The sequence below is a fragment of the Vibrio sp. T3Y01 genome, from assembly GCF_013114525.1.
GTDB lineage: Bacteria > Pseudomonadota > Gammaproteobacteria > Enterobacterales > Vibrionaceae > Vibrio > Vibrio chagasii_B.
Window position 1 is genome coordinate 191,655 of record NZ_VTXJ01000002.1, and the last position, 13,421, is coordinate 205,075.

Genomic DNA, 13,421 nt, shown 5'->3' on the forward strand with positions numbered 1-13,421 from the left:
ATTTTCTTATTTTCTCGAAGTTAAGTTGAGTAAAATACCAGGCTATCCATTAACAAAGGGCTCTTGGTGTCTAATCTCAACCTGCTTAGGTATTATCAGCGAATCGCACCCATGGGTGTCGGTAGCGAAATGAAAACCACAGTTCAGGAAGTGGCTGATTTACTGTGTACTTCTCCTCGACATGCTCGCAACCTGTTATCACAAATGCAAGAACTAGCGTGGTTAACCTGGCTACCTAAAGCCGGCCGAAACCAACGATCTTCGCTACTGTTAAATATCGAATTAGGCGCACTCAAAGAGAGCCTTGCTCTAGAGAGAATCCAACAAGGCAAGTATGAGAAAGCTTTGGCTATTGTTGATGAAGACGAAGCAACGTTTGGCCGCCTGCTGAAAACCACGTCAGGGGCTTCTGTTCAGGAAGGCCGTGTAAGTATCCAACTCACATACAAGCGCATGTTCGAGCGCATTGTGCCCCACCAATTACACCGCTGTAGCGAGCGCTTCTTCTTGCGTCAGGTGTATTGCTGCTTGGTATCCAGCCATGACAATGGCGTTATCAAACCAGAACTCGCTCACCACTGGCGCTATGACGAAGCGAGCTATCAATGGACATTCCACCTTCGTCCTGGGCTTACGTTCCACAACGACGAGCCAATTGACGCTGATACCATTGTGAGTCTCTTTGCTAAACTCTGTGCCCTTCCCTGTTATCAAAAAGAGCTCGCGCATGTCAGCGACATCAGCGCCCCACATCCACTGAAAGTGGTATTTACACTAAGCAAGCCAGATCAAGGGTTTGCAGGCCTTATATCCGGAGTCAAATACGGTATTCAGCCGCCGAGCCAAGTGAACATGGCAAACAATAATTCGGTGATTGGTAGTGGGCCATTTTCGGTGATCGAACACGATAAAAACAGACTTAAGTTGCAAGCGTTCGATGGCTACTATTCGTGTCGCATGTTAGTCGACTTAGTCACGATTTGGAGTGTCAACGACGAAAAAATGGAGAACCCGTCGCTATCCAGTAATGCACCGATCCAAGTATCTGAAACGACAAGCGGTATTGAAGTCTCAATACAAACACCCAATGCGACTCACTCAAGTCAACACAGTCGCACTGAAGACGGCTGCTTGTTCGCGTTATTCAACCATCATGCAAAGCATCCGTTAACACGTGCCCAACGCTGTTGTATTACGGAATTGATCCAACCGCAGCGACTGCTCGAAGTATTCCAGAAAGAGAAGATTCATTACGGCAGTGTCGTTGCCAACAACTTATTACCTGTTTGGAACCCCGTTTTACGCCCATTTGGTGAATTCAGCGGGCTACCAAAAACCATTACCATTGCTGGATACAACTACACAGCGCTGCGCCGATGCGCTCGGGCTATTTCTTCAGTACTTGCCGAGCACAACTGTGTGGTTGAAATGGTGATGTACTCCTATCGGGAGTTGAGTGAAAAAGCGAACAGCGGCACACTCGATGAGACACTGATCTTAACGAATATCAATTTAGACGATAACCGTCATGCTTCAGCGTTTTCTAATTTCTACTGCAATAACGTGCTGTACCACACTCTAGGAGAGACAAATGCCAACTGGCTTGATCAACAATTAGAAAATCTAAGAGCGAGCACTCCGTTAGAAGATTACCTAACAGCGCTAGAACCGATCGCCTCAACGTTAGTCAGTGAGTACTGGATTGCCCCAATGTTTCATCACACGCAAACATTACGCTTTCAAGGTGTCTTAGAAGATGTCGCACTCACTAATTGGGGATGGCCAGATATTCGTTCGGTGTGGTCTTCTGATTAAAGAACTGTTGCGATGAGGATGTTTTGATAGAGGCGCCGCACACTGGCGCCTTTTATAGTGAAATGTCTTCTTGTTCCATCTTAAAGGAACATTGAATCTCGTATTGATTGAAGGAAAACACGCTTCCCCCATGGGTGCGCTTGGTCGTCACAGTTTCATCACCAAACTGCACGGTGACTCGTGTATAAACCTTTTCGTGTGCTTCGACTGTACACTCCGCAAGGTTCGTTTCAAATTCCGCTTCCAGAGTATCCAGCTTTTGTTTAGTACTTTCTATGGCGTGATTGTTCTTCTCGCGCTGCTGCTCTATTTGTAACGCTTGTTCTTCACTTCGCTCTGCTTTAGGTAATTTCTTAAACTCGAGCTCTTGGCGAATCACGTCCATTGTCTGTTCTTGCGCGTGTCTGTAGATTTCCTTGAGTTCAACAATCTTCTGTCGGTATCCATCATAGCGAGCAAAACCATGAACCTTAGTTGCAGTATCCCCCTCAACGCCCAAGAAAACGCACTCCACCTTACCACCGACTTTCGCTTCACCGCCACTGAGTGTGCCGTGCTTCTTGAGAGAGTCCATCACGATAAGGTTGTTACCACAGCGAATTTCATTACTCATACTGTGTACACCAAGGCGAATATCGCTCGCTGTCTGTAACTCGGCGTTTTGGGCATAGCTTGCCGTGATAGAGCCTTTGCTAAATACCTTACAGCTTTTCGGCTCTCCCTCTTTGGTTGTGTGGCCGATAATACCTTTCGCAACTTTAATATCACCTTGAGCCTGAACTTCTGCTGATTCAATAAAGCCGCCGACGGTAATGCTGCCCGTGGCTTTCACAACCATTCCTGGTTCAATGTTGCCAGAGACAAACACATTACCTTTAAACTTTACGTGCCCAGTCGTGACATCGACATTACTGACACACAGAGCATCATCGACTTCGATGGTGCGATCTTTAATGATGGGTAAACCAGGGTGGGAAGCGAGTAATAGATTGGGATCGTCTGGAGAAATGTAAGTGCCTTTGCCAGGCTTGATTAAACTGTCTTGTCCAGGGATTGGTGGGATGACTCGACCTTGGACCGTAAAGCCAGCGACGCCTTTGGTCGCGGGAGTACGCTTCATCAGTTGATCATTCAATCCAACGGTGATGGTTTCTCCCAAATCCCGCATATCAATCTTGCCTTCGTCTTTACTACGGGGCTTAAGAACTTGGCGTGTAATGTCTTCTACAAGTGCTGCAAACTTAGCGTCCTTGCCCCTGACCGGCTGAGTACCTTTGGCGACAGGTTGAGTAAACTTTTCACCAGGCCTAAGTTTACTGCTCATCATCAAGACTTTTCTTAGAGCTAACTTGTTAATCCCCTTCGTGATATGGGCCTGAGCAAGGCAATGAATGATGTCACTACCACGCAGTGGGTTTCCGCGGTATGGACCTGTGACAACAAGACTCGCTAACATCTCGTCATCTGATAATTGCACCTCTACACTGGCATCACGAACTTCAGCAAGCAGAACCCCTTCGTAAGCTTCCCCTTTACCTTCTTTAGCAAGAGAGACAAAACGCAGCACTTCTTCTTCTAAAAGAAAATAGCTTGATGCGTCTATCGCTTCCAAGGCTGGTGGCAGTGTCTTATTGTCAAAGCTTGCGTCGACCACAAACCCTGACGGCAGACGTGCCATCACTTGTTGCTTATCTTCCGACAGTGTAACGATGTTATCCCACATTCGAATTGAGTATCCCTAATGACTCAGTTGTTATTCAGTCTATATAAATCAATCTGAGCTTAGAATCGTCACATTATAATAATCAGCGTCACATCACTTACTTTCGTTATTGCAAAGATGACTCATAATTAAGACTTACCCATTTTATGATTTGCCTCACCTTTACCGATACAAAGCGTTATTCTCTGAACGTTGTAATTTGAAGTTTTACACTTCGCTAACGTGGCAACTTACCTTAGCTCGACAAGAAACGGAGACAATGAAATCGGAAATGGGCTTTGTGGCTAGAAGATAAGAAGATAAGAAGATAAGAAGCAGTTTACAGTGTAAATTCAACCTTCTAATTTACACTGTAAATCTCGTTTGAAATCGGCTGTCGCTATTTACACTGTAAATTAGCGAGTAAGGCTTCGACATCTTTTCGAAATTGAGCCTCTGCTTGCTTACGCCCAATAAAGTTAAACTGTTCAACACAGCTCCCCCACCCTTTCTGTTGAACGACTTTAGCAAGCAACAAATCAGAAACGCAAGAATAAGCAATATTCGTAGAATAAGTAATATTCGTAGAATCGAGGGGGACTACCTGAGCTTGACGTGCATTACTAATAAGCACCAACTTCAACACACTGTAGCCGATGCTGTCGTAACTATTGCCTCCATCAACATAGTTCTTGATAAGTTGGGCTTCAAGCTCGCAGATTGATTCACAATAAGTGGGCAACAGTGCACGCACCATATCGACTTCAAGAGACGCAAGTGAACCCGAAACGACAAAACAAAAGCTGCGCTCAAAATGGTGCAGAAGTTGACTGACCCAAATTTCAGAATTGGCATTAAGAGGCTTAACCATTAGCACAGAGTGACAACCACTTGCCTGATCACGCTGGTGGCCAATATGTACTGGAGCAAAATCGTTGTTACGCCAGAATGCAATCAAATCACTGGTCGCGCCGAAACTCGTCGCTAAGTAGTCGGCTTGTTCGATGTGTTGCGACAACTTATCCAACATCCAACTGCCAATACCAAAACCTTGATGACGTGTTGATACAGCAATACGCATCACTCTGATACAGTGGCTCGTTGCTGCTTGTGTGGCTCCAAGTTGATTAGCTAACAACACAGGAGCAAGATGACCTTGTGGTCTGCGTTTTCCAATTTGAATCTGGGAAATCAATTCACTGTCTAACCCACCCTCTTGCGTGACCAACATACAACCCAAACACTCTTCTTGCTGCCACACGGCGTACAATTGAATCGCAGGATTACTTAGGAACTGCATCAGGTCATTTGGAGATGTTTGATAATGAGCATCAACCAGCAGAGAGAAACATTGATGGAGCTTACTTGGGTTAGCTAAACAATCTTGCTTGGATAACTCGACCAAACTTAGTGAGTTGAGTTTCTCATTAGAAAGCACTTCAACTTTGTGCTCTGCCGTATCAATTGATGAGGCTGCACCAAGTAAGAAACAATCAAACAACCAAGCTTCAAGCGGGTCGTTATTATTCCAACGGATAGGCTGTTCAAGTCTGTATCCTTTCCAGCCTGGGCGATGCTTAGAAAGCCATGCTTCGAATTTGATTCCGAAACCTCGACCGCTCCCTTCATAGCCATGAACCGTGGTTGAAAAAACCATACGGTGATAACTATCAACCATAGACTTCAACATTGGAATGGGAATCGCCGCTGCTTCATCAACCAACAACAGATCGCAATCAGGCTTGGATTTTAGTAATTCGTCTGGCGCGACAAATCTAAGGCTGCCACCTTGGTAGCAAACATGAGTGGCATTAAGAACTTCACAACCGTCGAGTCTTTGCTGCGCATGCGAAAAAACAGGCTCAATGGCCTTAACAGATGGAGCTGTCACAACAATTTTGAATCTTGGACGTTCAGCCAAAAGCTGCGCTGCTGCAATACCTAACGTCGAGCTTTTACCACGGCCTCTGTCTGCAGTTAAAATCAAAGGACGCTTTCGATGACCAGACACCACTTTCTTGACCGACTCAACAGCAATATTCTGCTGCTCAAATCGATTTAGACGGGTTGCTTCAATGCGTTTTTGCGGAAGCGAATCATAACTGCACTTCAATCCCGACGCTTCATCGCTTTGGGAAACTGAGATGAGTTTATCAAAATGAGTTTTGAGCCAACATTCACCAAACGCCGAATCTTCGGTGTGTTCAGGATCTTTTATGTTTGGTGGCAGCACCAACAATAATCCACCTCCCACTAACGCACCAAGCGCAGCGCTAAAACCGTTTGCATCAAACTGCTCTCTAAAATCACACACCAACACTTGGCATTCGCGACCGAGAAGTTGCTGACCTTTCTTTACTGGTGCATGCATTCCCCCTTCAAACGGAGTGCCACCGATTTGGAAAACACTTTGTGTGTTTGCGCCAATTAGATAGGTAGAGATAGCGGAATTTTGCCATGTCGCACTGCCATTAAACACCACGCCGTAACGGTGGTCATTATGTTGGGCGATATCGGAAAGTGTATGCAGAAACGTGTTGGTTAGGCTTGTCATAATTTGTGTCCAGATTCATCTAAACACAGTTTATCACAGCCAAATAAAAAGCCGCATAAAGCGGCTTTAGAGAAGTTTGGAAAGAAATTTACTTAGTCGAGTTTCGATTGCACGAACGCTAGGATTTCTTGCATCGTTGCATCGTCAACTTTCTTCAGGTTTAGCGCTAGATTTGAGCCCTTGCGGCTGTATGAAGCACGACCTTTGATAAGCTCGACTTTAGGTGATGCTTTTTTCGCTGGCGCAGGAGCCAGTTCAAGAATCCAACCTTCTAGTGTTTCCGTTACGTCTTTAGTTAAACGAGTTACACCTTGTGCTTCGCTGCGCTGCCACACAAAGCCTTCAGACGCATCACACTTAGTCAGTAGCGATTGTTGTTGGTCGTCAGTCAGGCCGCTGAATTGTTTATGCAGTTTAACAATAGTTGGGCGACCAAGATCGCTCACATTTGGGTAAGCTTGCAGTAATTCCAGTGGTAAAGCGGCTGCTTTCAATGCACCACTTACTAGCGCCTCACTGCATTGGAACATTTTTGCTAGCGCTTTTTGGTCTTCAGCTTCGCCTTTATCAAGCTTGGCTTGCATCTCTTTCCCCTTCTCGTACAGAGAAAGTGGTTTATGAGCGTTTGCAACATCAGATAAGAACTTAGCGTGTTCGCCGTTAATGTTTTCAGCAACATAGATAAGGAACTCTTTGTCAGCCAAAATACACGACATACGACGACGGCTACCATCAAGAACTTCAATCTTACCGTCTTTGTTTTTACGACCAACTGCTGGATATTGCTGACCGCGTTCTTTCAATGTTGTAAGAACATCAGAAAGAGCATGTTCGTTTAGGAAAGATTGCTCACGAGCATTCTCTTCAAAAACAACGGTGCGAGTTGCTACTTCAGAAGCAGGAATTCGAACCAATTCAAATGAAACTAAATCTTCGCCAGCAACAGAAAGCTCAATCACTTGAGCCTGTTCTTTAGCAGCCGTTTGCGCTTCTTGAGGCGTAGCAACACGACGTTTGTTCGCCTTACCAAATAGCTTTGCATTTAAGTCAGATGTTTTAATTGCCATTCTTGTTATCCCTGATTAAGTGAAGGCCAGTTGCTATGTAATACTCGCTCTAATTCTAGAGCACTTTTTTGTACCGCGTCTTGAGCGACAGCCAGAGTCTTCTTACCACCTTCAAAATCACTCACAGTAAGGTCGAAAACCGTGCTGTAAGTATCTGCGCAAGTCTCGAATGCGCGGCTTCTTGGAATGGTTGCCATCATGACTTGGTCATTCAACAGGTAGTTCATTTCAGTCAGTACTGATACCTGTTTCTTGTTGTCGTCTTCAAACATGGTTGGCATCAGACGAACAAACTCAAGCCCTTTCCAATCGTCCGGGAACATTTCGTAGACGGTTGGTAAGTGCTGGAAGAAGTTAACCGTTGAAGCCCAGTCCAAACGCTTCGCCGCACATGGAATCAACAGTGCGTTAGACGCGTACATTGCGTTCCATACAAGCGGGTCTACGTGAGGGCCAGTATCAATCATAATCACATCAAAATCGTCCGCGATTTTATCGATAAGCTTCTCTTTTAAAAGACGAACAATGTCTAAAGACTGATCTTGAGAAAGGCTTTGCCACGCTTCAGCATTAAACATTGCATCTTCTGGGAACGCAGAAATCGTCTTTAGGTTTGGATATTGTGTTGGCAACAATACATTTTTGCGCAGAAATTCTTGGTCAACCTCTTGGCCTTCAGGCACGTTGTCCAGCATGATATCAACAGCAGAATAAATGCTATCGTGCTCAGCACCACTAATTTGTGGGTTTAGGAACAAACGCAGTGAGCCTTGTGGATCTAAATCGATCAGACAGATGCGGTAACGCTTATCAAGATTCAAAGATAAACATGCCGCTAAATGAACCGCTGTCATTGATTTACCCGTACCACCCTTTTGGTTCTGTACGTTGATAATCCATGGCTTATTGCCCGCATGCTGTTTACGTTGGTGGAACTTTGGCACTTCAGCCGCGTCCATTAGCATGTGAGCTTCGGTCAATGAAATCGAGTAATGGTTGGCATTATTCTTCGTAAACTGATGGCCTTCCGCCTCAAGCTTAGTGATAGCTTCATCCAATTTACGACGAGTTAAACCAGAACGAGTCTCCATCATAGCCTTAGACATAGGCGGAAAATGCTCATCACTTCGCTCTTCCAAAATAATCTCAATTCGGTCAGCCTGAACTTGTTGAGTTTGTTCGGCTAGCTGATAGAGCTTATCAATCGTTTGTTCTCTTTTCATTGCCAGTTTCCGTAATGATTAACTAAGTACAAATTGTACAGCGATTAACAATAAAAACAACAAAAACATGAACATACATTTATGAGTAAAATCACATAAAATAGACTGATTTTTTACAGTTTGATGAAATAGTATCTAAAACGAATACAAATTTGACCATTTTCATAGTGTATAACGAGCCTAATTTCCCCTTAGATTTTAAATGTTACAGCATCACTTATTTACAATGTAAATGAGAATATGAAGAAAAACCTTCGGAACGATTGAAATACAACCATAGATTACGGTAGATGTGATTTGTATTCGAATATTGATTATGGAACAGGTGATGAACATACACGCTCAATAACAGAGTTGATTGATGCTAGATAAATAACTCGTAGACCTACAATTTAGTCGTCAGTTGGCCAAACGAACAATCGTGTCGCCGACGACGACGGAAGAATGATCATGGGTTTCATCACATATACTTGGATTGATAACTGCATATTATGAAGCATGATCAAGGCTTATGGTCCCCAATATTGATCCACTAAAATGCGCGCTCCAAATGATCAATCTCCGGAAAAATGATCAAGTAGATATCGTTCCGGAAGCATATATTTTCAGGGCTAACTTACGGACGAATGCTTTTGGAATGGGGATTCAAGGCTCATAAGGCTTAAACACTAGGAAATTCAATCGACACGAGCTGAGAATACGTAAACATGACAATTTCATGATCATGCTTCCTATATTTAACGGGTTCTCTTTCCGAAGCTCCAAATCAGTAATGAGTAATCAATATTGACTGGATTTTGTACGAAAGGGGGTAGGAACGATAAAAATACCGACTTACTTGATCATCGTTCCGATACATTGATAATCAAAAATATCCACATTGCCAGCAAATAAGTACTTCGAAGCAAAGTAGACAAAGATCGGCTGTGGATAAGCTGTATAACCATAATGATCATGCTTTCGAATCAATAATGATCATGCTTACAATGACTTAATGATCATCGTTCTGACTCGCTGTGATCATGCTTTCTTCTGTTTTATGATCATCGTTTCGAGTAACTTATGATCATGCTTTCCAAGCGAATTTTATTTAACAGTTTAAATTCAGCAACTTAAAAGCAAACTTACAGCCAGATCATTAGATCACTTAATCATTTAAGATCATATTAATCAAAAAGATCAGTTATTTAAAAGCCAATAAATTCTCTTTATTTATGATCATTCTTTCTTTATCATTCAGGAACTATAGTGAAATTACGGTTAGTGTGATACGGATCAAAAATGAAACCAGAAGAGAAATTGTTAATTAAGGCACGAAGCCACAAAGATGGTCATTTATTTGAGGTATCTGAAACAGCCGTTGAATGGATAGAACAATATCAACACTTTAAAGGTGTCACCAAAAGCATAGTTGAGCTTCTTAACCTAATTTCACTTCGTGGGTTTAGTAGCAAAGACGGGTACGTTTCCACCACTGAGATTATTGAATCAACTGATGGTCAAGTCACTCGTGCGGCCTTACAGCAAAGGCTGAGAGCAGCAGTCAATATCGGATTGTTCAAACAAATCCCCGTTCGCTTTGAAGAAGGCCTTGCTGGTAAAACCATGTTGCATCGCTTTGTGAACCCAAACCAATTGATATCGGTACTGGGTGCCACCAGCTTAGTAACAGAAAGCGTGAAGCAAAATGAAAAGCAAAAGCGCTCTAAAGCCCTAGCTCAAACCAAAGTAAACAAGCGCTTACTGAATGAACATGGACTGAATACCCCACCAACGATGAAAGATGAAGCGGATCAATTCATTGTTTCGCCAACCAATTGGGCGGGGATTATTGATCAAGCGTTAGCGCCGCCTAGAACTCGTAAGAGCTACCAGAAATCCATGGTTTCGATCTCTGGCACTCGAGCGGTGATCGAGACACGATCTTCTAAAAACATCATGACTGTTGACGATCTGATGACGCTATTCGCGTTATTCACGCTCACCGTTCAATATCATGATCATCACCAAGATGATTACCATCTAGACGCGAAACACACACCGAACAAAACACCACTCTACATCACTGATATTTTGTCTTTGCGTGGCAAGAAAGACAGCGGCCCTGCACGTGATTCGATCCGCGACAGTATTGATCGTATTGAATTCACTGATTTCCAACTGCATGAGCTTACAGGCCGCTGGCTTAGTGAGAACATGCCAGAAGGCTTTAAGAGTGATCGTTTCCGATTCTTAGCTAGAACCATTACCGCATCGGAAGAAGCGCCTACAGAAGGCTCTGACGGCGAAATTCGCATTAAACCGAACCTATACATCTTGGTTTGGGAACCTTCGTTCTACGAAGAGCTGCTGACGCGTGATTATTTCTTCCTATTTCCGCCAGAAATTCTGAAGCAACATACCTTGGTCTTCCAAATGTATTCGTACTTTAGAAGCCGTATGGCACGTCGTCATTCAGATTGTATGTTGCTCAGTGAGCTCAACCAGAAATTGGCGCGTAACATTGATTGGCGTCGGTTCTCGATGGATCTGATCCGTGAACTCAGAAAGTTGGGCGAAGTAGGGGATCATGAAGATACCTTTCTGGTTAACCTTTGGGGTTATCACTTGACGATCACCGCGTTGATCGAAAAAGGCAAAACGACGGATTATCAAGTAGATATCAAGTGTAACGTGGAAGAAGTACTGCGTTACTCAAGAGCACGAACTACTAACGCCGGCAAACGTAATATGGCACCGACGCTACCGAACCCGCTTCGTAACGAAATGGTTTCCAAGCAGAAGCTGGAAGAGCTGTCTGAAATCATTGATGGAGAGTTCGAGCCAATCCAACGTAAAGCACCATCACCAAGAGGCAAGTTAGGACGTCGCGTTAAACAACGTAAGCACTCTGTAGAGATTAACGCTGATGAGATCATGATAACGCTCTCTAAATATACCTCTGCAGAGGCTCTAGAACGCAGTATAACGGCTTTATCTGCTATGACAGGGCACTCACATGCCTCAATCAAAGAAGAGTGTTCAGAGCTTATTGAGAAGCTTGATTGGCTGAGAGTAGGGGATGAGATCATTCCTTACGAAACACTAAGTAAGTTAATTGAGCTGTATAACGATCGCGATAGTAGCAGTAATCGCCACCTTTCGATTGAACGTCTTATCTCAGGCTTAGCAGTGCGTCGTAAGGTCTGTAAGCAAGTTCACGAAGGGCATTTGGATGAAAATGTGTTCCTAGCGTTGGATGAAATGGCGATAGGTCATTAATTCTGTGCCAGTTTTCAGTGCTATGAATGGGTCTTTGAAACACATTAGGTGTTGATAAGAACCGCACCTAACGCTGACAAAGTGATGACAAAGTAGCGCACTCGGTTGATTATTATTTATCCCGAATAGACAACCTTTTGTCCTTTCTTATGATTAATAGATTGGCTCATATTTTGTTACATCATACTGAATAGATTTTTGCGAGTTCCCCCAAGGGACTCGCTTTTTTTTGTCTAAAATCCGCCTAACTATTAAAAATCAACAGCTTAAGATATTCCTTACCGAAGCATGATCAAGGCTAGATCATGCTTTCATGGATCCAACTCATCGCTACCGATGAAAACTTTTACGAAAAAGTATCAGATCAATAACTCGGTGATCAGTGAATCTGATGTTTTACATTACCTTGATCATCGTTTCGGGGATGGCTGGCCATAAAGCGGACATGTGACTCGATCAACTTCTCTGATTCTGCTTGCCAGCGCGGCTCCTGCTGCTGATTGGCAAACTCTAGAGCCAGCACACACAGGTGCTGAACCCGCTGAGTACACCACTCTTGCAAGTCTGGCTCTGCTTTAGGGTCACACGACACTGCTTGCAGCTTGCCGTAAGCAAACATTAGGTATTGGTAAGCCTTTTCTTGATGGTGTGCATTTTCGTTCGGCTGTCGATAGAAGGTAAAGATTCTCAGGCAGCCATCTAACCAACATGCGATGCCTTTGCTTTGTTCATCCGTGATCAACGGCCCCCAGAGTGCATCTGGAGGCGTTAAGATCAAAGGTTCTAACCGTTCCACTTGATCATGCTTTCGGGCTTTGTACCAATCTCCGATCCGCTCTAACCAAGTGTCTAGTTCATTCATGCAACATTATCCCATTGTTTTACAAAGTGATTATCAGCAACTTGCTTAACGTTATGCTGTATTTCACTGCTTTGCTCTCGAATACGATCAGCGTCTATTGAATAGTTTGGTTCATTTTTAACGAGTTCGCCAAACGGTAGATCAGGATCTGGCACCGCAGATATCAATAGCTTGGTGTATGGGTGTTGAGGATTGGTCAAGATCGACTGAGTGGATCCCCATTCGACGATCTGTCCTTTGTACATAACTGCTGTCTCTTCTGCGATGTAATGTGCGGTGGCGAGATCATGGGTGATGTACAAAAAGCCAATCCCGAGCTCTTTCTTCATTCTTTGCATTAGGTTAAGTACGCCAAGTCGAATCGAAACATCCAGCATGGAGGTGGGCTCGTCGGCAAGAATGACCTCAGCGCCAACAGCCAGTGCTCTTGCTAGGTTAACCCTTTGTCTTTGGCCTCCACTGAGCTCGTGAGGGTACTTAGCCAATGTTTCAATGGGTAACTCCACCAGCGTTAATAACTCTTCCAGTCGCTCTGCTAGCGCTTGTTTGTTGGCGACTTGCTTATGAATCTTGAGAGGGCGTGTTAAGTGGTGCTCTATAGTATGTGTCGGATTCAACGAGCCAAACGGGTCTTGGAACACCATTTGTACTCGGCTGCGGTAGTCCAAGATGTCTTTGCGGCTGTTGAGGGTTGAGATGTCTTTGCCATTGAAAAGGATCTCGCCCTCTGTCGGTGGGTAAACTTTGGTCATCAGCCTCGCACAGGTACTCTTTCCGCAGCCTGATTCGCCAACGAGTGCTAGCGTTCTTCCTGGGTATAAATCAAAACTCACGCCATGTAGGGCTCTAAATATCTCCTCTTTGCCAAATCCACCACCTACGGTGAACTCTTTAACGAGGTTTTTTACTTGCATAATTGGTTGTGACATTGAGGCTC

General features: G+C 44.1%; 8 protein-coding genes. 2 read left to right on the top strand and 6 right to left on the bottom strand.

What is annotated here, in order from left to right; genetic code table 11:
- Nucleotides 1-66 precede the first annotated feature (66 nt).
- On the top strand, nt 67-1,815 hold the full coding sequence (locus F0232_RS03355) for an SgrR family transcriptional regulator (RefSeq protein WP_105058618.1): 1,749 nt from the start codon (nt 67-69) through the stop codon (nt 1,813-1,815).
- Nucleotides 1,816-1,867: 52 nt separating this feature from the next.
- Here F0232_RS03355 and F0232_RS03360 read toward each other — a convergent pair whose 3' ends face one another.
- The 4 genes from F0232_RS03360 to F0232_RS03375 all read right to left on the bottom strand — a co-directional run bounded on the left by F0232_RS03360 (nt 1,868) and on the right by F0232_RS03375 (nt 8,361).
- Nucleotides 1,868-3,538 carry a DUF342 domain-containing protein gene (locus F0232_RS03360; protein WP_105058619.1) on the bottom strand — a complete coding sequence of 557 codons (1,671 nt, stop codon included), beginning with the start codon at nt 3,536-3,538 and terminating at the stop codon, nt 1,868-1,870.
- 379 nt (nt 3,539-3,917) lie between these two features.
- The gene (locus F0232_RS03365) at nt 3,918-6,071 is read right to left on the bottom strand and encodes a GNAT family N-acetyltransferase (RefSeq protein WP_105058620.1); all 2,154 of its coding nucleotides are present in this window, start codon (nt 6,069-6,071) and stop codon (nt 3,918-3,920) included.
- 92 nt (nt 6,072-6,163) lie between these two features.
- Nucleotides 6,164-7,138, bottom strand: coding sequence for a ParB/RepB/Spo0J family partition protein (locus tag F0232_RS03370; RefSeq protein ID WP_102425412.1), 975 nt, complete (start codon nt 7,136-7,138; stop codon nt 6,164-6,166).
- Nucleotides 7,139-7,143: 5 nt separating this feature from the next.
- Nucleotides 7,144-8,361: a ParA family protein gene (locus F0232_RS03375; RefSeq protein ID WP_008217969.1), complete on the bottom strand. Its 1,218-nt coding sequence runs from the start codon at nt 8,359-8,361 to the stop codon at nt 7,144-7,146.
- A 1,281-nt stretch (nt 8,362-9,642) separates the two neighbouring features.
- Here F0232_RS03375 and F0232_RS03380 point away from each other — a divergent pair.
- The gene (locus F0232_RS03380) at nt 9,643-11,622 is read left to right on the top strand and encodes a replication initiator protein RctB domain-containing protein (protein ID WP_105058621.1); all 1,980 of its coding nucleotides are present in this window, start codon (nt 9,643-9,645) and stop codon (nt 11,620-11,622) included.
- A 379-nt stretch (nt 11,623-12,001) separates the two neighbouring features.
- Here F0232_RS03380 and F0232_RS03385 read toward each other — a convergent pair whose 3' ends face one another.
- On the bottom strand, nt 12,002-12,484 hold the full coding sequence (locus F0232_RS03385; protein ID WP_008216907.1) for a hypothetical protein: 483 nt from the start codon (nt 12,482-12,484) through the stop codon (nt 12,002-12,004).
- On the bottom strand, nt 12,481-13,413 hold the full coding sequence (locus tag F0232_RS03390; RefSeq protein WP_061033985.1) for an ATP-binding cassette domain-containing protein: 933 nt from the start codon (nt 13,411-13,413) through the stop codon (nt 12,481-12,483). The genes F0232_RS03385 and F0232_RS03390 overlap by 4 nt, the downstream gene beginning before the upstream one ends.
- Between the last annotated feature and the right edge of the window lie 8 nt (nt 13,414-13,421).

What these genes read in the sequence shown, in the direction of transcription:
- F0232_RS03360 (WP_105058619.1), bottom strand. Translation starts at nt 3,538, where the DNA reads ATGTGGGATAACATCGTTACACTGTCGGAAGATAAGCAACAAGTGATG.
- F0232_RS03365 (WP_105058620.1), bottom strand. Translation starts at nt 6,071, where the DNA reads ATGACAAGCCTAACCAACACGTTTCTGCATACACTTTCCGATATCGCC.
- F0232_RS03370 (WP_102425412.1), bottom strand. Translation starts at nt 7,138, where the DNA reads ATGGCAATTAAAACATCTGACTTAAATGCAAAGCTATTTGGTAAGGCG.
- F0232_RS03375 (WP_008217969.1), bottom strand. Translation starts at nt 8,361, where the DNA reads ATGAAAAGAGAACAAACGATTGATAAGCTCTATCAGCTAGCCGAACAA.
- F0232_RS03380 (WP_105058621.1), top strand. Translation starts at nt 9,643, where the DNA reads ATGAAACCAGAAGAGAAATTGTTAATTAAGGCACGAAGCCACAAAGAT.
- F0232_RS03385 (WP_008216907.1), bottom strand. Translation starts at nt 12,484, where the DNA reads ATGAATGAACTAGACACTTGGTTAGAGCGGATCGGAGATTGGTACAAA.
- F0232_RS03390 (WP_061033985.1), bottom strand. Translation starts at nt 13,413, where the DNA reads ATGTCACAACCAATTATGCAAGTAAAAAACCTCGTTAAAGAGTTCACC.